Annotated in this window: 17 protein-coding genes; all 17 read right to left on the bottom strand. The window is 40.8% G+C overall.

From position 1 onward, the window contains the following. Positions 1–11: 11 nt before the first annotated feature. On the bottom strand, positions 12–431 hold the full coding sequence (locus JKA74_RS08850; protein WP_201430822.1) for a GPW/gp25 family protein: 420 nt from the start codon (positions 429–431) through the stop codon (positions 12–14). Between the two features lie 4 nt (positions 432–435). After that, entirely contained in the window at positions 436–735 is a 300-nt protein-coding gene (locus JKA74_RS08845) for a PAAR domain-containing protein (RefSeq protein ID WP_201430821.1), read from the bottom strand. A 136-nt stretch (positions 736–871) separates the two neighbouring features. Further along, a complete protein-coding gene (gene vgrG, locus JKA74_RS08840; protein WP_201430820.1) occupies positions 872–2,671 on the bottom strand; it encodes a type VI secretion system tip protein VgrG in 1,800 nt (599 codons plus the stop codon). Then, positions 2,649–3,338 (bottom strand): CIS tube protein, encoded by a 690-nt coding sequence (locus tag JKA74_RS08835; protein ID WP_201430819.1) that lies wholly within the window; start codon positions 3,336–3,338, stop codon positions 2,649–2,651. Before JKA74_RS08835 ends, vgrG begins: the two co-directional genes overlap by 23 nt. Before the next feature lie 4 nt (positions 3,339–3,342). Then, a complete protein-coding gene (locus tag JKA74_RS08830) occupies positions 3,343–3,516 on the bottom strand; it encodes a DUF5908 family protein (protein ID WP_201430818.1) in 174 nt (57 codons plus the stop codon). A gap of 9 nt (positions 3,517–3,525) precedes the next feature. After that, positions 3,526–4,023 carry a phage tail protein gene (locus tag JKA74_RS08825; protein ID WP_201430817.1) on the bottom strand — a complete coding sequence of 166 codons (498 nt, stop codon included), beginning with the start codon at positions 4,021–4,023 and terminating at the stop codon, positions 3,526–3,528. 141 nt (positions 4,024–4,164) lie between these two features. After that, a complete protein-coding gene (locus JKA74_RS08820; RefSeq protein WP_201430816.1) occupies positions 4,165–4,617 on the bottom strand; it encodes a phage tail protein in 453 nt (150 codons plus the stop codon). 45 nt (positions 4,618–4,662) lie between these two features. Continuing rightward, a complete protein-coding gene (locus JKA74_RS08815) occupies positions 4,663–6,156 on the bottom strand; it encodes a phage tail sheath family protein (protein WP_201430815.1) in 1,494 nt (497 codons plus the stop codon). Between the two features lie 20 nt (positions 6,157–6,176). After that, on the bottom strand, positions 6,177–7,202 hold the full coding sequence (locus tag JKA74_RS08810; protein ID WP_201430814.1) for a hypothetical protein: 1,026 nt from the start codon (positions 7,200–7,202) through the stop codon (positions 6,177–6,179). Positions 7,203–7,471: 269 nt separating this feature from the next. Beyond that, complete coding sequence (locus JKA74_RS08805) at positions 7,472–8,047, bottom strand: DUF4255 domain-containing protein (RefSeq protein ID WP_201430813.1); 576 nt, start codon at positions 8,045–8,047, stop codon at positions 7,472–7,474. A 49-nt stretch (positions 8,048–8,096) separates the two neighbouring features. Next, positions 8,097–8,336, bottom strand: a complete 240-nt coding sequence (locus JKA74_RS08800) for a hypothetical protein (RefSeq protein WP_201430812.1) — start codon at positions 8,334–8,336, stop codon at positions 8,097–8,099. A gap of 128 nt (positions 8,337–8,464) precedes the next feature. Next, a complete protein-coding gene (locus JKA74_RS08795; RefSeq protein ID WP_201430811.1) occupies positions 8,465–10,198 on the bottom strand; it encodes a glycosyl hydrolase family 18 protein in 1,734 nt (577 codons plus the stop codon). 3 nt (positions 10,199–10,201) lie between these two features. Continuing rightward, positions 10,202–11,152: a hypothetical protein gene (locus JKA74_RS08790; RefSeq protein ID WP_201430810.1), complete on the bottom strand. Its 951-nt coding sequence runs from the start codon at positions 11,150–11,152 to the stop codon at positions 10,202–10,204. 8 nt (positions 11,153–11,160) lie between these two features. Then, positions 11,161–12,342, bottom strand: coding sequence for a DUF4407 domain-containing protein (locus JKA74_RS08785; protein WP_201430809.1), 1,182 nt, complete (start codon positions 12,340–12,342; stop codon positions 11,161–11,163). Next, complete coding sequence (locus JKA74_RS08780) at positions 12,329–13,585, bottom strand: hypothetical protein (protein WP_201430808.1); 1,257 nt, start codon at positions 13,583–13,585, stop codon at positions 12,329–12,331. The genes JKA74_RS08785 and JKA74_RS08780 overlap by 14 nt, the downstream gene beginning before the upstream one ends. A 65-nt stretch (positions 13,586–13,650) precedes the next feature. Next, positions 13,651–15,006, bottom strand: coding sequence for an ATP-binding protein (locus tag JKA74_RS08775; protein WP_236587631.1), 1,356 nt, complete (start codon positions 15,004–15,006; stop codon positions 13,651–13,653). Between the two features lie 13 nt (positions 15,007–15,019). Then, entirely contained in the window at positions 15,020–21,463 is a 6,444-nt protein-coding gene (locus JKA74_RS08770) for a contractile injection system tape measure protein (RefSeq protein ID WP_201430807.1), read from the bottom strand. Positions 21,464–21,514 lie beyond the last annotated feature (51 nt).

The raw sequence follows: 21,514 nt of genomic DNA, 5'->3' as shown, positions 1-21,514 counted from the left end.
TTTTCATTCCACTACATGCCAGTTACGTTGGTACCTTCTTTCAAATAGAAGGGGTAAACAATATTGGTCCTTACATTAATTTTTCTGATAGTATACTCCATGGTAATATGAACCACTCCCTCAAAAGACTGACTGGTGTCAATTATTACTTCATGAAGCGTTATCCTTGGCTCATAATTTAAGATGGCTGTCCTTATCAGGTCTTTCATCCTGTTTACTGCCAAGCTATCTATATTGTCAAATACAGATGAGATAAGATCGCATCCGAATTTTGGGTTCATGATCCTTTCCCCTGGTGTAGTTGAAATAATGATAAAAAGACTCTGCCGAATATCTTCCTCCTCCTCAGCCATGACACTTTTTTTTGATTTGGCATCAAATGCCGGGGGAAATGCCCAACCGCGACCTAAAAATGAGTTTTCTTCTTCCATATGATTATCCTCCTATCATTACTGTAGGGCATCCAAGTACTATTTGGCCTCCATGAGCTGTGGTATCACCCATTCTTGCTGCAGGTTTGCCTCCTATCATTACTGTTGCCGAACCTTTTACGATGGTATCCGGAGGGCCTACACAAACACAACTATCTCCCATTACGGCTGCAGGCATTTTTCCTATCAAAACTGTTGGCGCTCCCGGCCCCACTACGGGCCCTCCCACATGTGGTATTGGTGGCACTCCCGGTGTTTGCATGGGACACTGGTGCATATCTGTCAATCTTGCTGCTAGTGGCATATTATTAGTTATTTGAAGTCTGAAGACCGAAGTACCATGAAATCGGATCCATTAAAAAACAATTTAGAAGTTTATATTTCATACTTGATTTTATCATTACTAAGATATTACTATTGTAATCGTCTCCTGCTTTTTACTAGTTGATCATCACCATAGCTCCTTTTACTTCCACCTGACCAGAAGCCTTAAGAGCCGCTGATGCCGCTCCTTCTGCCGTTAAGGCTATATTAGCTTTCAGATTTACGTTATTGCCTGTCAGCGATGCATCACCGGTAGATTTAACCGTAACACCGGAAGTGGCTTCTACTGTAAAATTACCTGATGCCTTAAGTTTGATATCTTTCGGGCTATCCAAAAGAATCCCGCTGTCAGACATTTCAATTTTGTTGCTATTTTGATCCTCCATTTTTATCGACTTGGCATCATCGCTCAAAGTCACCTTGTTTCCTCCCGGAGTCTCTATGGTGATTACTTTCTTATCTTCATCAAAAATTAGCTTCATTTTACTTTTGGTCACCATTCCCTTAGTTTTATTCTCGCTATCAGGTGTATAAGCTGGTTTTAGTTTTTTGCCATATACTGAACCTAAAATTACCGGAAACCGCGGATCCTCATTAAGGAATCCCAGTACCACTTCATCTCCCACTTCAGGGTAAAAATAGTTACCGATTCCATTGGATGCATAAAAGTTCGATAACCTGGCCCATATACCCGTACCTGATTCCTCAATCACCGGTACATCCACCAACACTCTGTATTCCCCATCAGGATCCTCATCAATTTGCTTAACAATCCCAATCTGAAGCCCCTGGATGCCCGGAAGCAAACCGGAAGCTGCAGGAGATTCTATTCGGTGGATTTCGGAGAACCATCTTTCATCAAGCCCAAAGCCAATATTTGTAGTCCACACACCTCGTTCAACTGTATGGGATACACTGGAAATATAAGCATCTCCGTTAAAGCGGGCACCAAATCCATTCAATTCCAATAGTGTTCCTAATTCTGCCAATGTACTGCCCGGGATACTTACATATCCTTTAATTTTTGCCAATCTTGATTTTTGAAGTTTGGCATTGGCCCATTCCTTTAGCACGGAGGCGTCTTCCGGAACTGAGGTGCCCATTTTGAAAGTGCTGAGGCCAATAACAGATGCCAATGTTTTTCCTGTGATGTTACTTTGTTCATTTACTGTTGGTTCCACAGACTGCCCGCTTTGAAGTTTTTGCTCTGCGCTGTCCCATGAATTGCATTCCACTGCAGTTAGTTGTGAGCTGGATTCCAGTTCCGCCTGGAAATCGATAATATCCACACCGTAGGTTAATCCCAACGCAGCCTGCCCTGACACTTCAGGTGCAGCAATATTTAATTTCCCGTCCTGGCAAATAACCACAAAGCCGTTGATCTCGGCACGGGAAAGTATGAAATCCCAGTCTGTGCAATCGTATTGAATAATTTTTTTATGAGTAAAAGTGGTAGCAGCAACAGTTTTGTCAATACCTGCTGTTTCCCCTATAATAGAAGTGATGACTTCACTGTCTTTCTTATCTTTAAAATTGCGACTTTTTCTGCCCACCGTCAATTTTACCGCCTCATCAGAGCATTTAATGGTAAGCATTGAACGAACACCATTGGCAGAACTCCTGACTTTGATGCTTTGGGACATAATAATGCCTTTAAAAGCCATAGATTCGGTGGAATGATAGCCCAAATCAATTTGCACCTTACTGCCGGGCACAAAATCCTCTGATTCGCTAATTTCAAAATTCTGATCTGCAGGATTTCCATCTATGATAACAACCTCCGCAGTATTGACACGATTAATTCCTTTCTCTACCTGAATGCTTTGAACCTCATAATAGTCCTTTATGGCTTGTCCCTCGACAAGCACTTTAAAAGTAGGGAGATCTATTTGACTATTTAGTGGTGATGTTGCCATAACCTAACGGGGGAAAAATGATTTTTTGACCTGGTGTTAAATGACCTAAATTGATGATATTATTATACTCGGCCACTTGAATATAATATTTGCAGTCACCATATATCCGGTAGCACAATAATGGAAGGTTGTCCCCAGCCACCACAGTGCGCACGTGGGTCAGGTCCGGAGAACTGGTATTATTGATTTTTGCCTGGGTTTCGGCATCAATGAACTGCTCGAATTCTGCCACTAATTTAGCACGGACAGGTTGTCCGTCAGGCTTAAATAGAAGGTAGTCTACTTTAAGGGATTTCATTACACATGGAAAAACCAGTACTGAATCCCATCTTACTTTCAGGTAGTTTTTGCGATGGATATTTCCATTCACATCAAGGCCCAGCTTCCTTAACTCCCCTACGCTCTCATGCACATCCTCGCAACCGGGAACCAGTCCTGTAGCATCAAGGTAAAATTCAAGTACAAGCTTTTCAAGTCCCTCAGGATCGTTGCCAGGTGCCACTTCTCCATTACTGAGTACTTTGGTTTTAACCGAATTTTGCTTGGGAACATCGATGTCGTATTTCTCAGGGTTCATTTGCAAAGAAAACTCCCCCACCTTACTGGTAAAATCAGGTTTCTCATAGGCTTCGATCACCATCTTTATTCTTTTCCCGTTGGAAGCCATACTTTTATCTTGTTTCTTTTTTCTTCAAATATTCTTCCACTCTCTCCATGCACTCTTTCAGGATTTCCTCCCGATACAATTCCATATCAATTGATCCTGCAATATTGGGCGCATTGGATGCTGCTTCCTCATTGTCGAACCGGGCTTGAATGACAAGCTCATTAACTTTTAAAGGCATAATCTGAGTTTATAAAATTGTAAAAGTTTCATATTTTAAAGTAATGGTTTCCACCACAATACCTGCATCTCCCGAGCCCGTGGAGTTAAATCCACTAATCTCCATTTTTAAAGGTTGAGCACTTTTAAATAACCAGGTAAACATAGGCTCCCCCCTATCATTCAATAATTTTACAGAGATGTCTTTTTTCTTTAATGGTACTGCAAAGTCATTTTTAAAAAAGCTCATACACCAATCTGTCAATTCTGTGTTGGGCTTTAGCAAACCGCGCTTTAATACAAGATCCGAATACTTGGTGCGTCCGGGCAACTCGTGTACTGCTTCGTTTTCTCCACCTTCTTTCACTGAGAGACCACTTTCCAATTCCATAGTGACTCCGGAAACTTCTTTGAATTTTGAGTCGATACTATTATCAATACCATCAATATGCACCGAAAAATAAAAGCCCACCATTGGGTAATACGGCTCAGTACCTGACTGACCTCTGTTTGAACTACTTGGTGCCAATTATAAAAATGGTTTGAGTGAAAAATAAATATGTTCACCAGGTAAATACCTGATGAACAGAATTTTAATTTACTGATTTAGTTGATGAGCTGAAAAAACGGAAGAGAGGTTATACTCTCTTCCATTATCAGTATCTCCTAATTATGGTGTGCTCACCGTTAGCCCTTCATGAGCCAGAACGAGCGTTTCAACAGCTGCATCGCTGCTGGTAGAATTAAGATCAGTACCCTGTACCTGCTTAGGAAATGCATTGGTAAGTGTCCATACAATCTCTGAATCGCCAGCTTCGTTTAATAGCATGATGGTTACGGTTTTACGTTCGATGGTATTCAGCTTTATATCACTGAACCACTCGAAGAATTTCACATCAGTAGTGAAGATGCCCTTTTTCAAGGTCACATCACTTGACTTGATCAATCCCGGCATCTTAATCGTTGAGAAAACGGGGCTGTCACCATGTCTGTATTCAAATACATCGGTTTCAATATCCAACCCTGATACTTCCTGAAACGAGGCCACCATTCCACCATCTACTTCTACTTTAAAGTAGAATTTCGGTAAAGGCCATATATTATCTTGAGCTTCTCCTGCCATTTTATTTCTATTTAAATTCTATTAATGTTTTAACTAATGTGATTATTATGATTTCTGCATTTGCTGCTGAATAGTAATTACAATAAATTCAGCAGGTCTTACCACTGCCAGTTTCACTGAAATATGCATAATACCATCCAATATATCAGTAGGTGTCATGGTTACTCCAAGTCCTACATCCACACTGAAAGCATCTTCTGGCGATGATCCTGCCAAAGCACCTTTTTTCCACTGATCGGTCAGGAAGTTGGTCATCATACCTTTTACTGTAACCCAGGTATTCACAACGTTGGGCTTAAACACATAAGCCTCAGTAGCTGCTTTCAGGGATTGCTCAATCATAATCACTGTCCTTCTCACACTGAGATATCTCCAGTCCATGCTATTGCCATCAAGGGTTCTTGCTCCCCAAACCAATACACCTTTTCCAGGGAAGCTTCTGATAGCATTCACTGCTTTACCATTTAAAGGAAGGTTAAGATCTTCCTGGATGGTATTGGTAATATTTACAGAAGGCTTTACAACAGAGCCTACCGAAACATTGGCAGGAGATTGAAATACACCTACTGAATTATCGACCATAGATATTACACCTGCCATTCCCACACTTGGAGGAAGTACATTTAAGCTGTTTCTGATATCGCCCATAATAGCTTTGTACAATGGACTTACAGCTGAAAGCGTTTGATGTAAAGTCACTACATCTGCATCTGCATTGGACAAAAGGGCTATTTCTGCTTTTATAAGCTCTGCTCTTTTTTCCTTGATCTCTTCATTTTTAAGCATCTCGTCTACTTCCTTAGTCAAAAGACCAGCAAGTCCATCCGCATTGCTCACATTCGTGAAGTTCACATCATCAGCAGAAACAATTGTGGTGTTAAGCCATGGATAATAAGCAGCACCCCACTGTAGGAAATTATTTCCCACACCTTCCCTAAACTGGTTAATGACATCATCTTCAGCCATGGTACGAGGCTTGTCACCATCATATACATCAAGTATAGCTACCCGGCTCCTCATGTCCAGTCCGCAGTGCTGAAGCATCGCTTGCTGTAGAGAATAACAATCAGCCTTTTCCAGAAGTACTGCATCAGGAATCACCAACATGGTTGGTTCAGGCTCCTTAAGAAGTGTTTTAATCCCTCCTTCGTTTTCTTCATCGTTTAATTCTCCGGCTTTGACACCCCCGGTATAATTTCCTACGGAAACGATATAGCAGGTAGAGCCTCCGTTGGCAAAGAAGAGCCTAAGATTGTTGTAGAGGTTGTACTTTGTGGCGCTGTTTACAGTAAGACTGAATTGTTCTTTTTCATCTTCTGCCACTTCAAATGTGACTTTGGGAGCGCCCCCAAAATACTGGTGATATTCACCTAATGAAGTAATCCTAGTGGGTACATTTATAATGGATTTGTTGCCTCTCAAAGCCTTTTCAGTATACCCTACAAAGGCGGGTACAGCAGTTGCAACTGCTACAACTGAGCTTGGGAAAGCACTCTTCTCCTCAATATAAACACCCGGTGTTGCCAATACTTGAGCCATAATTTATGAGTTTGGTTTAGTTAAAAATATATATACATTTCAGAATACGCCCGATACACATCAGCGTCCTTTGCCATCCTTACTTTATTGATGTCCGGCACAGGAAGGTTAATTCTTTTCCTGACATTCCTGTCCGACTCCACTTTTATCATCTCCAGCTCAAGGTAACTACTATACCGCTCCTTTAGCTGTATGGGAGCAGTAGTTTCTATGTAATAAGCCTTATCTCCATTCACCATCATCTTTTCCTCCACAGCTGTTGTTGGCACTATATCCTTGCCTGAGTAAATTTTAAAATCTGAATACTTATAATTATCCCGGTTAATAAGATTGTATCGCCAGGTAGTAGCCCTGGAATTGATGTTCACTTTATATTGGGAGTTAAGAATAGCATTGAAATTATGATTTTCATCTCCGGAAGGATTTATGACTATATCAATCATTCCAATGATTTGTTTGATCCCGCGAGGCTTATAATAATATTCATAAACCTCACCACCGGCAGTTGCTTTCAAATAGCCCGGCTCATCAGAATAATCTTCCCCTATTCCTTCATTCAGTTCTGAACTTTGCCCTTCAAAGAGCACTGTTCCGAACATGTTCTCAATCAGGACAGAAGTATCATCCGCTATCTGCGATTGAATATCAGCAAGGGAAGAAATAAATTGAACACGATCACTTTGACCAAGAAATTCTTCTTTGTGCAGAAGGGTGGGGTCATTAGGGTTATCATTCATATTGGTTAACCAATAGCCGTAGTCATTCAAATCACCAGGAATGTCAGAGTAATTCATCCACATTCTATCCCGGGAAACTATGAAAAAGCGAAACTGTAACCTTTGTTTTAAATTCCTCAGAAGTGACTGACCTACCTTTTCTTCTTTGAAAAGTGCGGTAAAGCCTGTTTCAGATTCTTTTATTATTACTCCGTAAGATTTTAAAATACGTTCTGTAGAATGGCTTGCCAACATACCAAAGCCTCTAAACCTTGTAGACTTATAATATTCATGATGGTAACTTACCGCAAATAATTCTTCGTATTTCAAGGTTTGGGTTTTTGGTTGTTTAATAATTAATCATCAATACCAGTCTCTATTTACTGATCTGGCTTATTTTGCTTCAATATAATTAAAATTATTAAAAAGAATGATATTTTTATATAAAGCTTTTATTTATTTATGGGATTTTTGAAAATAATATAAACTTATCTATATATAAAATATTGATTTTCAAATCATTTGGCAGCTAATAGCCACTATTTGTGCCAACACATGATTTTAAAAGATTAAGAAAATCTAACATTAACCCTCTCGGATCAATCAATTTCACCGTTCACATTCAATCCTTTAATTGCAGGAATTTCATCCTGGATGTTATTCTGACTAAAGGTGAGCATTTTCATTTTATAGACCACAGAAGGAATATATTTGGCTCCCATCATAGAAAAAAGGTTCATTAATTCCTGAGGAGATAAAGACAGTAAATCGAAATGGATTTTTTCAACATTCTGGCTTAGTTCCGGGGTATTTTGAGCTGTAAATAATGGTTTTGCCTGAAAAAAATAGATCACCCCTGAAATAAACCTGAGAGACTCCACATAGTTTTTCGGACTGAAATAGGCGGATATCATCAAAGTCAAATTTACACTTATGGAAGGAGCAAAATCCACGAAAGTACTTCCCATATAATGCTGATTGGCATTGGCTTTCAGTGTAGTCTCTTCTGCTATATTAATGAGTGTGATTACTATTTTGTTGTTACCTTCAATGGCCACAGCACCTCCCTGATCAACAATATTGGAGAGAATCACTTTATCTTCCACTGAATTGAACCGTGACTTGAGATAGTCATTAAGCTCACTGGCAATTACAGGTAGTACGTTATGGATCATAGTTAGCTTTTAAATAAAAAAAGAAGTTGAAACAAGCTTCAAAACCAGACTAATTAGAAATTAATAATTGTTTAACTCCCCAAACCGTAAGGCGAGCCAGATACACACCTACAAATCCTAGCAGGCCTCCAATAAACAAGAGGTCCATTTCCAGTACTTTCTCATCAGCAGACATACTTGCACCAGCAGGCTCCACATGCAGCATGTAGAGAAATAAAAAGCCCACAGGCAAAGCCACAATGAGTGCCACAAAAAAGAATAGGAATTCCCTGGCAATTAAATCTTTCATATGTATATATATTTTTTTAAGTTGTCATATGCCCCAAAGGGATCCCTTCGGGAGAATTCAATAAATTTATTCATCCTCGGTTAGTATGTTAAGGATTCTAAAATTTATGCTCATTCATATTTTTGTTTTTAAGGTAATTTGTCCCTGTAGGAAATATAGTGGGTAGTAATCAAATAAACAACCAGGGCCCCAATCAACAGACCAATAAGAAGTGGAAAAAGAGAGGCCGAGCCACCACTAATCAAAAAAACTGCCATGGCGCCAAGGAAAATAATCACACCGGCAAAAACAGCCCTGTATGTTAAATTCTGAAAGAAAATTTCCCGTACCCTCCAGTCTAAGAGAGAAACAAACAAGCCTATAATAAAAAAGTAAAGAATAATGACCACACCTATACCAATAGACCTTCTATGATTTTGAAAGGAAGCCATGATTGAATAAAGCTGGCCGTTATCATAGCCAATAGGAAAAATTTCCTGTAGCGGATCCACACCAAAATTGGTAGCCACGGCATTCCATATTCCTGACTGCCGGCCATCATATCCCAAAGCCCAAATGGCTGCGCCTTTCATGTCATGGTCCAAGGCCCATTGAAATTTGCTGTCCAGGCTCTGCTGGCTTTCAAACCACACCAGCCTGGTGCTATTCCCCTGGTCTACCAAAAAGTAAGTACTTCCACTTACTGCATCATAAAAAGGCTGATAGTTAATATTATATTCGGACATGACATCATCATAAGTAATATACCTTTCAAACCTTGCTTTGGCATTCCAGCTATTTCCGGCCAATGTCCATTCGGTACCGTAGGAAGGCATCCCCAAAATGGATTTCGCAGGATTCATCCCGTTTCTTATACAATAATCATAGGTATTGACAATACTGGGGCAATCTGTATTGATGGAATGCAAAGGCGAAACAGGGGATGGTGTACCGTTGCACTCCACATAACTGTAATCATATCCCTGAACAATGAAATAATTAATATAGGGATCGAGGGCCTTGAAATCAATCGCATTGTTATTATTGAAGGCAGGCACCTGTAGGGTAATTATGTAGGAATCCCCCATTTTAGATCGCAATTTTTTCACAAAATCGGTATAGTCATTTCTGTTTGCTGCAGGTATTTGCTCGAAATTAAGGTCCAAACCATCTCCGTTTCTTGCTGTAACCAAGACCTTCAGGCTGTCAATCAAGCTATTCCACACATCTTTATCAGAGAAAAACTGCCTGTTTTGTTCTTTTCCGTAGTTGGTGACAGTAAGCAGTACTTTTACTCCGTGATTCTTCGCTGAATCGATCATGGCTGTACTACGCCAATCTTTTATGGCCTCAGGATCATTATAACCGCCATTTAAAGGATTTACATCATAGGAAAAATAAGCAATCATTGATAATAGATTGTACTTATAATCCTTAAACTCATTTTTCATCCAGTAAGGATGCCAGCCAAGCACTACATGGTTTTCATCTATGGCATTAATTTTATCCAGTCGATTATAGTATTTGTTAGCAGCGGAATCCCACACAATTTTGTTAAGATCCTTTGTATTCTTAAACTTCACTTGTTGCTGAGCACCATGAATCGAACGAAATAAATAGGCATAATCATTCACCAACCCACTTTTTGGAATATATCTCTTCTTTTCCCAAATAATGGTATCGGACAAACTTTCTTCCTCGGTAATCTCCTTTTTCTGGGAACTGAACATGCTCCCAACTTTATCGAAATCACGCTTTGACCTTTTTATTTCGCGCTCAACTTTTCTGGTCTTGTTTCTTGCCTGGTTGAGCAGGCTTTTTTGTGCATACACTGACAGGCAGGGAAGCATCAGCAGAAGGATAATTATTAATTTCTTTAACATTGTCTATTTCATTTTCTTCAATTCAGATTCGGGTACTTTCATTTCTGATTTTTTCACCAGATCAAATGCCACCACCCTAAGATATACATATTCCCCTACTACCTCATCTTTATTAACAACTGACAATTTGTAAACACCTCTTTTTCCGGTGTTTAAATCATAAGCCGTGGTATTAAAATCTTTATTCACTTTAGGGCCTGAGAGGTTCATTCTGGCCCGTTTGCTCTGAGAATAGGGGAAGCCACTGAACTGTTTCATAAAGTAGGCCACCAGGGGATCTCCAATTGGTTGTTGTGTTTTTAGATCTATTAAGGTTTCAATTTCGCTTTGATATTCTTTACCAAAACCTACCAAATAGGCCCAATAAGCCGGCACAGAATCACTTACAAACTCAAATTCTATTACCTTCTTACTTTCCATTCTGATGTTTTTTTTCGCACCAATATAATAGGTTCCCTCTATAACCACCCTTGGGATCGTATCATTGATTACCACCCATACTGAGTCTTCCGCAGGTGGATTTACTTTCACCTTTTCCGTCCGTTTCCAGCCCTTCACTTTTTTCAGGTCAATCACTACATTATTCCTCCTAAAGCTCCGGTTCCTCAATTGAAGGATGTAATTACCGGCTCCGGCTTCTGTATCGAGCCTGCTATTTTTCACATCTTCATCTAGGCGATATTCCTTTTCCTCAGCATTAGGCTTTATCAGCCTGTACTTCATTCGCCTGTTATTTTCTTTTTGGAGTGAATAAAGAATAGTATCGCCCTGACCGGCTTCAAAGCTGAAATCCCTCTTTGAAAACAGTCTTACTTTTAGCTTAGTATGAATAAGATTGATAGTGTCCAGGCCCGTAATGACAGTATCCTTGTAGACATAGGTTTCATTTCCTTGTTGCCCGAGGCAATCATAAATAAGCAAGTAAAATACGATGGGGAGTATGGCCTTAATCATGGAGGATTTTATTTGGGGATATAAATTTCGTCTTCTTTTGACTCTTCACGCAATTTCCTCTTTTCCTTTTCCACCCATATGGCCAACTGTTCTTTCACCAACTCTTCATGGGCCTCTTCTATCAAATGCAATGTTCTCTTGTTGTTGATTATCTGCTGCTCTATTTTTTCCTGTTCAACACTGGCCAAAAGTGTAAGTTGATTATTTAATTTCTGATTTCTTAAATTAATGGTCGCTATTTCATCAATTTCATAATCATACTCCACTGTTTTCAGCAAATGATCATACGGACCATAAGGTGAAAGAAGTTTGGTGAGAATGGGTGCAATTTCAATGCAGATCAGCAACATTACCACTGCCCATGACGGACCGGGTGGCAATTCACCAAGCGCCTGCAATTTAGCCATCAGGCCGGAGGCAAATGAAGTCTGAAGTTCTTCTTTATAACTTTCCCTTTCCGCGTTAAGATCAGCAACTATAAGCTGTAATGCCGCAATTTCCTGGTCATTCTCAGCTTTTGCCAATTTATATTCTTCATCGGCTTTTAAATATTTCTTCTCCTTTCGCAGGCATTCCGATCCTACACCTTTTGCCCCGGTTCCACAGCTGCCTTCACACTCACATTTGTACTCTTCGTAATATTTTTCCCTCAGCTCAAATTTCTGTTCTGTGGAAGCCTTTAAATTTTGGATGGCCAGCCTCTGCTTATCAATTTTTTGCTCGTAGAGGGCATCTACATTTTCTAATTTTTGAACCCCGGTATAATGAAGCCTTTCATTGATTTCCTGTTCAAAAATTTTAATCTCAAGCGGTTTCGCTATGATTACAGCCAGAAATACAGCCAGTAGCAAACGGGGGATAACCTGTTTCCACTGGTCGGCTTTGCAATCATTTTTTTTGATGGTGGAGACAATAAAGCGATCCAGGTTAAAAATCAATAACCCCCAGAATATCCCCAGGGCAACAGCTATCCAGATGCTGTTAAAAACAGTAAAAATAGCATAGCCACCTGAAAGGGCCGCCAGCAAGCCTGTAAAGAATACAGTGGCTCCCACTCCTGCATATTTATGACGTTCAGAGGAAGGACATCTTTTTAAAATCTGTTGGTTGGCAGCCGCACAAAACAGGAAAAACCGCATTGACAGCGTGAATTCCCTGATTGGTTCATTTTCCGGCTTATGCTTTTCCATAGTACGATTTTATTGATTCAATTAAGCCTGCCATGCCTGCTTTGCCTGCTTTGCCCGCATAGAAGTTTTTTAACTTCCTGAAAACATTTGCGTTAATTTGTTCCAAATTAAATTTATTATTGGATTTATCAAAGGTAATTTCTTGAATCTGTTCTACTAATAAATTATATTGCTTCAATTCAGCTTCTCTTATTTTGGTAAGATTTTGACTATAAGACACTTGCTTTTCTTTTACCTGCTCAATAATTTCACTGGCGTCCGGAACTCGCTTTAATTCCTGATGCAGTCCAGCTGACAACTTCACCAGTTTGTCGGTAAATAATTTGATAGGAAAAACCAGCAGTTGAATCTTCCTGCTAAATGTTCTGTGAAGTATTTTGGCCCGGATTTCGATCATCATGTTTTCCTGTGGCAGAAATTCATGCTCACCTACCGACTTAGTAATGCCAAAAGGCTTAATGGTCACTTCATTGGAATCTTTTACCTGCCAATTGATTTTTACTTTATTTCCCAAAGCTACTCCATATACATGGGGATAGTTATCTTCTTTCACCAAAGAAGAATATTGCCCGGTCCTTCTATTGGCAAAGCTCAGGTCGTAATCAATTCCGATATTGTCATACACTTTTACCGCAAAAGTCTTGAGTGCAGATTGGCTGGCATTATAGGCTCCTATTTTAAAAATGGTATCGGCTCCGGGTTTGATTTTACGGCTACCTGCTGATGCTACTTCTCCAATTCCTTCAATAATGATCGTTTGTGCATGCTCTACTTCCCAATTCAGGCTTATTTCATCACCTTTTAAAATGATATCATCATTGGCGGAAAAACGGATGCGGATATCATCTTTGTTCTCAAGAAAAGGTTCAGCAACTGCGTCAAGCTTCTTAAATTCCTGCACAAAGTGGTGAGTTAGTGAGGAATCCTCCTCTTTTTCAGGATGTTGATCTAAATCAGCCGTTATTTGCAAAGATTGTTCATAATCTTTTATAGCAAGGTTGGCTTTAAGGGAAGGGTGGCAGGCTATTGAGCCTCCTTTTTTAAGTAAAATCAGGCATTTATTAAAGAGAAAAAGATCGTCCCGTAATCTGGCTTCGTTATCAGCCTCCATGATGAGTGTGACAGCTACGCCCCTTTCCAGCAGGCCTGCCAGTTCCAACAGAAGTGTTTCATCTACAATTCCTTTCAAGGCAAGTTTGATGTCGTGGCGGGCACCGGATAGAAATTGTGTGATCTTCCTCATATTATCTTCAATGAATGTAAATATTTAATAGCTTTATTCATCCAAAACTTCAGTAAAACTATTGGTCAAATTGTTACGCCCTCTTTATGATATTCTTTGTTGATTCCTTTAAGGATATCCTCAGTATATAGTTGATTGCCATTGCGCCTTTTTGCAGCTATAGAACAATATCTTAATACATTTATAATGCTTCCACCTGTGATCTCATGGTCCATGGCAATCTTCTCCAGGTCAACATCCACCAGTTCAAATGTGTCCTCAAAATATTTCTGCCATAGCAATAAACGTTGTTCCAGCCTGGGTTTTGGAAAGTAAACCACTGATTGAAACCTTCTGAGGAAAGCACTATCGAGATTGTCCTTGAAATTGGTAGCCAGTATCACAATGCCATTAAAATCTTCTATCCTCTGTAGCAAATAAGCTACCTGCTGATTAGCAAACTGATCATTGCTGCTTTGAACCTGTGTACGTTTTCCAAAAAGAGAGTCTGCTTCATCAAAAAACAAGATCCAGTTTTTATTCTCCGCCAGGTCAAAAACATTGGCCAGGTTTTTCTCTGTTTCCCCAATGTACTTGGAGACTACAGCCGACAAGTCTATTTGGTAAACATCCATTTGTGATTCCTGCCCCAGCAAAGAAGCCGTCATTGTTTTCCCTGTGCCCGGTGGGCCATGAAACAAGATACGATAGCCTTTTTTCAGGTGTTTGTTCAGCAGATCATGCTGCATGATTTCCTCTCCATGGCTCATCCAAACTTTGGCTTCCTCCAATTCACTTAAAGTATATTCATCAAAAACCGCATCTTCCCAGCTTAATTTGGTTTCCAGTAAACGGGCTGGAAATGCAGATGAATATTGGGGCCGGTAAGCCCTCCCCTGGGACAAGAGGCTCAGGTATTCTTTGCTAATCCCCAGCACACCATTAAATACAGGTTCATTGTCTTTTACACCGGTGAGGCCAAGGATATTATGTGTTTTGAATGGATGGGAATCAGAGAAAAGGTCTAATAATTTAAACCTTTTTTCCAGATCGCCCTCTCCTACAATAAAGGAAACAGTTTCCCCTGTGGGAATAAAGCCATTGCCTTCACTGGTGACTCCACCGAAGACCGTATATCCACGGTCTATATTGGGGTTTTTGACAAAAAAGATGTCATAAATATCCGGAGATACATGGACAGCCAGTGCCATTAACAAAATGATCCTTTCAGTGGTATTGAAATTATTTTCCGCTATGATTTTGGCATAAACAGAATCATCTCCGCTGAGATCAGGAGGTGTAAGCTTTTCAATATCTCCCATTTCAGAGGATTTGAAATAGCTGTTGAGCCGTAAGTCAATCACTTGCCGCAGCCATTCTAGTTCCGTCCGGATCACAGGAATGCTGGATTTATTTTCCTTTTGCAATAATTCTTTTATCATATTGCCCACATTTTTACTTTCTCCACTGTACGTTTAAGCTTTTCTGCATCCAAGATAACTTGATCGTGTTAAATGACCAAGGCAGATAGTCCAATAAAATATCACGGCCACTTTTCTCTACCTGCAATTCCCAATTATGGGGTGTTTCATTCAGGTAACCCTTACGTATGAGGAATCCATCCCGGAGTGCTTCAATGGAGGTACTTTTTAGTTTGTCCCAATTCTGCAAAACCCCTTTCAACAGGCTTTCTGAAATCTCTATTTCTTTCTCGGTTAGTTCAATGGAAAGCGGAATGGGATAGGATAGATCGACTCCACACAGCACTTTCATAAAGGCCAGCTCATGTTCTGGTGTTTCACTTTTTCCACTCACCAGGTATTGCAGCAAATGCACGGCACGAACTGCTGTTTCCTGATCATGAAATACTTTTTTAGAAATCATTCCCAACATATCAAAATACCTTGGCAGGAAAGTGGCTAATATTACAGCACCTGCATTATATACCTCCAGGCGGCCTTCCAGTGGCTCATTAGCTTCCAGTTCAGGAGTTTTCGCTTTCTGTTGGACACTTTTTATTGCACCTGACTCCACTATCTTTTCCAATACTTTTATAAACACTTTTGAAATTCCGGCTGCCGGCCTATAGTTGGTGAAATCAGCTGGCAACTTGCTCATTAATTGCGGCACCAATTCCGCTGAAGCTTTGGTGAAAAATAATTTTGTAAGGGTAAGCTGATCAAAATTTCCCGGACCGGGAGATGAAAATGATTTTACCAATACCTGTACTGCAAGTGCTTCAAATTTTGACTTTGCTATTTTGGGATATCCGGAATGCATAAAATCAATCACTCCTTTTAGCCATGCTTCAATCTGCTCTTCCTGTGTATGATAAATAAATGCAGCCATGCGAAAAATCAAGCCGGTGCCATGATGCAGCATACGTTCAACAGCTATTTTTTCAGTAAGGGCTGTTGTAAGCACAGCTTTCAACTCCAGGGGATTTGATTTTACATGCTCTTCAAATTTCTGCAAAAGCTCATTATAACTCTTAATTTTACTCCTGAATGGCATAGAGCCATGTAACAGATAATAGGCAAGCGACTGGGGAAAATCTTCTTCTGAAGCCAGGCTTTCCTCATGTAATACCAAAAGTTTATCCCCGGATGAATCCGCAGGCTTCATCTGTTGAACAGTCTGCAATACCTCTCTGAAGGTTTTGAATTTAGGCTCCCCTTTAGCAATCATTGTTTCTGCCACTTCCGAAAAATGTGCCATCAATTCCTGGAAATCAATCTTTAAATAATCCGCTATCTGCCTGGAAACTTCCTGGGTAAAAGCAGAGGCGGTAAAGCCTGAGCTTTTGGCTCTAATATATTGGTAGATATGGACATATATTTGAGTGTCTGCTTTAAAAGCAAGACGTGGGAATTTCTCTACCGACAATATTTCCAGCACCCGCGTGTACATCAGCACAAAGCCGGAAACTCCCGGTACAACTGCACTCACAATTCTATTGAACTCGTTTAAGGTGATGTGGCCGAAGATCTCCGTCAGGTAAAAAATCTCCCGTCCGGAATTTTGTACCGCTGCAATAAGCTCATTGAAATGCTCCTTGAGCAAAAACTTGTACAATCTTTGGATTTCTACCTTAAGCGAACTAGGCTTTTGTCTAGTCTTCAGATACCACCAGGGAATACTTTTTTCGGCCAGCATGTATAGAAATGCATCAATATCAGCTGACAAGGAGGATACTGTTTCCTTTTCTTCTTTTAGTGTATGCTTAGGAGACCGCTGATCATGAATGGCCTTTCGTAAAGGCCTGCTTTTAATTACATCTATTTTTTCTTCCAAAATCTGATAGATCAGGTCAGGGCCCAATGCGAATTTTCCTGCAATCTGCGCTATCATAAAAGCAGCAAATTTTTCAGCAGGGTAATGTGATTCCGAACCGGAAACCTCATGAAGCAGCAGGAAATTCATATAGGTTTTCAAATCGCTCTTTTCAAGGGATAATCGCTCTGCCAGCCCTACTGTTTTCAGAAAGTCATCCGCTATTGCTTTAAAGCTGCGGAACTTCTGCTGGTCCATCATCTTCAAAACAGCGTGCAAGGTTTTATCATCCAGCAGGCCTGTAAATGTTGTCCCTGCAAAATCATCTCCCTGTATTTTCCTGACCAACTCCATTAACTCCGGAACGGCTACTTTCATGCCTTTTGTAATCAACGCCCTTAATGCAGCCGTACTTTTAAGTGTACTCCATGCAGGAAATGTGCGGGTTTTGAGGTAATAAAGAATGAGGTCAACAGTGGTATATTCAGAATGGAAGCTTTCCAATATCCCCTCAATATGCCATTGCGCTTTTGTCTCCTTTGTTTTTTTATCTACCGAATAAGACCGAATAAAAGCCTTCAGGATTTCACTTTCCATTGAAGGATAATGAACAATGAGGTTTTGATATACATGTCTTGGCTGCAGCTGATATTGAGCAGAAAGAGCCTCCAATAAAATATACAGGAGTTTATGTCCCGGGTGAAATCCTTTATTTTCTGCCAATAAAGCCAAAAATGTGAGCGTGTATAGTTCACTCTTAAAGGAGGTTTCGCTGCCTTTGAATAAAAGACTTCGTTGTTGAAATTGAACCAGGTCTTCCAGAATAGTTTCCCAAAGTGGCCATTGGGTTTCGTCCAATAGCCGGAGTACCCTCTTCATTTGTGCAATTTTCAATAAAGCGGCCAAACGAAGTAGCGGCTGTTCCTGACCGGACAGCTGAAAAACCACTTCCATGAACTCTGCAGGAGCATGCTTTAATCCGGCACCCAACAGTTGCTTCATTTCATTTTCATTTCTGACTGTGCTCCATCCCGGGAATGTGCCTTCGGTCAGGTAATATAAAATCACCTCAGTAGCTGAATAGTTATCGGATTTTGAGGGTTTCAATCCGGATTTTCGCCACTCAATGACTTGCCGGAGGTTGACAATTGCATATTCTTTTCCTATAAATCTTTTTAAAAATTCACTTTTGAATACATGAGCTTCCTTTTGAAGCAATCCTATTAACTGATGATAGGGAAATTTATAAAGACGGGAAATATTCCTCAAGAGATTATTAACATCCGCTTCAGCTACATGAGAACTTCCCATGAAGATGATTTTCATGATGTATAATTGCAGAAATGCCTCAATTTTTCCAGGTGAATCCTGCAGCACTTTTGTTTGAGTAGCCCATTTTAAAAGATCTTCCATCAACAGCATCCATAGCTCATACTGCCGGGAATCGATCTGTTTTAAAAGCCACTTCAATGTGGCCGGTTTTATCAGAGAAAATAGTCTCCTGGCAATCACCTCATCGAAAACTAAAGGTCGTATTTTTGCAAGGAATTCCGGTTCAAAAGCCAGAATAGTCTCCTCCATAAGGGACTTCACCTCTGCCTCGCTTTTTAAGGAAGACCAGTCCGGCAAATCATCTTTTTCAAGATAAAACAGGAGCAAGTCCGTTGTGGTGTATTGGTCCTGATAAGTTTCCTTAATAGGGGAAGAAGAAGCTTTTGGAATTTTGCTTTGCGCTGCCCATTTCAGGACATCCTTTTGCGTCAGCTTAGCAGATTGGTTGAACCCGATAAGCTGGCTTATGATTTCAGCATTCAGCAAACTGAGCAGTCGCTCTGCCACTTTTTTATCCGACAGGATGAAACGCAACTGCTCCTTAAAAGCCGGTGTAGCCTGAAAAATGGCCTGCTCAAAAACCGGCTTCACATCTGCCTCGCTTTTCAAGGAAGACCAGTCCGGCAAATCATCTTTTTCAAGATAAAACAGGAGCAAGTCCGTGGTTGTGTACTGGTTCTTATAAGCTTCCTTTATTGGGGAAGAAGAAGCTTTTGGAATTTTGGCTTGCCCGGCCCATTTCAGGATATCCTTTTGTGTCAGCTTAGCAGGCTGTTGGAAACCAATAAGCTGGCTTATGATGTCAGCTTTCAGCAAATTGAGCAGTCTCTCTACCACTTTTTTATCCGAGAGAATAACACGCAACTGCTCTTTAAAAGCCGGTGTAGCCTGAAGAATGATCTGCTCTAAAACCGGCTTCAGATCCGCCTCGCTTTTCAAGGAAGACCAGTCCGGCAATCGCTCTTTTTCTAAATAAAACAAGAGCAAGTCCGTTGTCGTATATTGATCCTGCCAGACTTTTTTTATTCCGATTTTCTTTCCTTCAGCATGTGTCAGAATACTTTGGCCGGAAATCCTTCTGTCATCATTCTTTTTAAGCCAGCTTACTATTTTCGGATGTTTCTCCTGAAAAAACGGGCTACTGGATTTGATAGAAAGGCTCTGCATCAGGTTTTCATACACTACAGCTGTACGCTCCTTTTTCAAGCGGGAAAAAACTTCTGCATACATGAGGTCGGTCAGCTGAGTAGAGCTCATGGAGAAATTGCTTTTGGCCAGGGCTTTGAGGAGCACTACATAAATATCTTTAGCCAACGGGTAAAAAGCAGCAGCTGCCCCGGTTTCCATTTCCTTTTCCAACAATTGTAATTCATCAAGCACCTGAAGCACACTGGCTTTTTGAAAAGTAGCCACCTGTACGGTCATCTTTTCAAGATGCTTATTTTCAAATGATGGAAGCAATTCCGACCAGAAGGTAGGATGGATCTGGCTTTGTAAAAAGAGCTGTACTGAGAACTCATTTTTGTTAATAGCCTCCTCTATAAAATACAATAAAATCTCCTGATTCGGGAACTGCTCCTTATAAGCAAGGGAAGTGGTTCCCTCACTGATCAGCTCACTTAAAAGTGCTTTTATCCCTTTCTTCTTTTCAATGCCGGTTTCTTCTTTCCCCAATATCCCTATAATGTGCGCGCCCAACTCGGCATAAGCCTTGTTGTCCAGGCTCTTAAGCAACTCCTGAGGATCCAGTGCAGGTACAGCATTGGCCAAGCTAGCCGCATAAAGTTCATAGAATTGCCCTTTTTCAATTTCCTCTCCTCCAGATTCGGCAATTACTTCAAAAAAGGCAAAATAGAGGTCTCTTCTGATTTTATCGGACAGCTCGGAATCGATTAGCTGGCCATCAGCCCCTGTATCAAACATTTCCTCAAGCCATGCCAGGTAGTTGGTTTCACCAAACAATAGCTGAACCAGCCGGATCAAATGATCGGGCCGGGTTTGGTAGGCTAGCCGGTACCTGACCGTATACAGATTCCATTTATTTCTCAACATTTTTGCCAGCAAAACAGAATGGGTGCTTAGCAAGCCGGATAAAATCTGGTGAAGGTCTTTGGCTGCGGGCAGCAAGCCGGTTTCCAGGAAATGTAAAAACAGGTTCATTGAACTACCGACTGCAGCGGACTGCTGATTAGTCAGTTCCTTTCCAGCGGCTTCCCTTTTTTTAAGTTCTGCCAAAAGCGGGGCAGCATCTTTGATTTGACCGATTCTTTTTATCAGACTTTCATTCTTTAAAAAGCCCGGAATTTGATGATCCAGCAAATCCATCAGGAGCTTTGCCCTGCCTTTAACTTGTCTGTATTCCGACAGGTATTCAAGCCAAAAGGAACGGAAACCGGCAGCATTTAAGAACTGAGCAGTGGCCTCATTGGTACGCAATTCCCTCTCCACCGCTTCTAGTTCCGACAGACTTTGCCTAAGCATTTGAAGCGTGGAGAAAGCTGTTTTCAGGGATTGAAGAGATAAGGCCCCGGCCATTCTGCTGCGAGCAGCCTTTTGGCTGACAAGTTTGAAAAGCTCCGGCACCAGCTTTTTCCTTTCCTTATCCTTCAATTGGCTAAAGATCAGATCCTGCTTCAACAATGAATAGCCCTTGTAGCCTTCGGGCCAGCTTCCGCTTTTGAAATACTGACTTAGCATGATCATTCCTGCGGAGGTGAGAGGCGTGCCCTCCACAGCTGTTTCAGTTTGCATTAATGCGAAGAATTTTTGATAAAGTGCGGGCTGCAACTGATGTTGGATTCTTTTTTGGCCGATAGCGGAGTTCCAGGCCGGTAACATCTGCTTTGCGAAAGCTTGTTGATCAGAAGACATCAACTCCTCTACCAAACGGTTGACTTCAAAGCCCGGCTCATTTTGCAGGGCAGGTGCATAGCCTTTCAGGAAATAGCTGGCAAGCAGGCTGAAACGATCCGAGATATGCAATGGCGCTTTGCTCACATGCGCTTTAAACTCCGGGCTTTTGGTCAGCTTTTTCAGCTCGGCCTCTAAAAGGGAAATGAGCCTACGCTGGTATTCCTTTTTAAAATTTGTATGCTTTAGGGAGCCCAGGTCAAGGTGGATGCTGTTGATTTCTATGAGCTTATCTTCCGGAATATATTTATCGAATAGTTTTTCAATGAATTGAAGGCTTTCCTCATTGCTTTCCTGTATTTCCTTGTTGATAGGGCTTAGGTTCTCCCCTTTTTTGGCGGAGATGATAATGCGCTGTTTTTCAATATGGTGGTTCCGGGACAAGGGTTTTTGGCTGTTTTTATCAGGAAATTTATAATGGGTTTCAAGATAGGC

Source organism: Marivirga aurantiaca, from assembly GCF_016679925.1.
Taxonomy (GTDB): domain Bacteria; phylum Bacteroidota; class Bacteroidia; order Cytophagales; family Cyclobacteriaceae; genus Marivirga; species Marivirga aurantiaca.
The sequence above is the reverse complement of the archived record's forward strand: the minus strand, read 5'-3'. Positions and strand labels throughout refer to the sequence as shown.

Excerpts from the sequence above, each read along its gene's own strand:
- JKA74_RS08850 (WP_201430822.1), bottom strand. The coding sequence starts at position 431 with ATGGAAGAAGAAAACTCATTTTTAGGTCGCGGTTGGGCATTTCCCCCG.
- JKA74_RS08845 (WP_201430821.1), bottom strand. The coding sequence starts at position 735 with ATGCCACTAGCAGCAAGATTGACAGATATGCACCAGTGTCCCATGCAA.
- vgrG (WP_201430820.1), bottom strand. The coding sequence starts at position 2,671 with ATGGCAACATCACCACTAAATAGTCAAATAGATCTCCCTACTTTTAAA.
- JKA74_RS08835 (WP_201430819.1), bottom strand. The coding sequence starts at position 3,338 with ATGGCTTCCAACGGGAAAAGAATAAAGATGGTGATCGAAGCCTATGAG.
- JKA74_RS08830 (WP_201430818.1), bottom strand. The coding sequence starts at position 3,516 with ATGCCTTTAAAAGTTAATGAGCTTGTCATTCAAGCCCGGTTCGACAAT.
- JKA74_RS08820 (WP_201430816.1), bottom strand. The coding sequence starts at position 4,617 with ATGGCAGGAGAAGCTCAAGATAATATATGGCCTTTACCGAAATTCTAC.
- JKA74_RS08815 (WP_201430815.1), bottom strand. The coding sequence starts at position 6,156 with ATGGCTCAAGTATTGGCAACACCGGGTGTTTATATTGAGGAGAAGAGT.
- JKA74_RS08805 (WP_201430813.1), bottom strand. The coding sequence starts at position 8,047 with ATGATCCATAACGTACTACCTGTAATTGCCAGTGAGCTTAATGACTAT.
- JKA74_RS08800 (WP_201430812.1), bottom strand. The coding sequence starts at position 8,336 with ATGAAAGATTTAATTGCCAGGGAATTCCTATTCTTTTTTGTGGCACTC.
- JKA74_RS08795 (WP_201430811.1), bottom strand. The coding sequence starts at position 10,198 with ATGTTAAAGAAATTAATAATTATCCTTCTGCTGATGCTTCCCTGCCTG.
- JKA74_RS08790 (WP_201430810.1), bottom strand. The coding sequence starts at position 11,152 with ATGATTAAGGCCATACTCCCCATCGTATTTTACTTGCTTATTTATGAT.
- JKA74_RS08785 (WP_201430809.1), bottom strand. The coding sequence starts at position 12,342 with ATGGAAAAGCATAAGCCGGAAAATGAACCAATCAGGGAATTCACGCTG.
- JKA74_RS08780 (WP_201430808.1), bottom strand. The coding sequence starts at position 13,585 with ATGAGGAAGATCACACAATTTCTATCCGGTGCCCGCCACGACATCAAA.
- JKA74_RS08775 (WP_236587631.1), bottom strand. The coding sequence starts at position 15,006 with ATGATAAAAGAATTATTGCAAAAGGAAAATAAATCCAGCATTCCTGTG.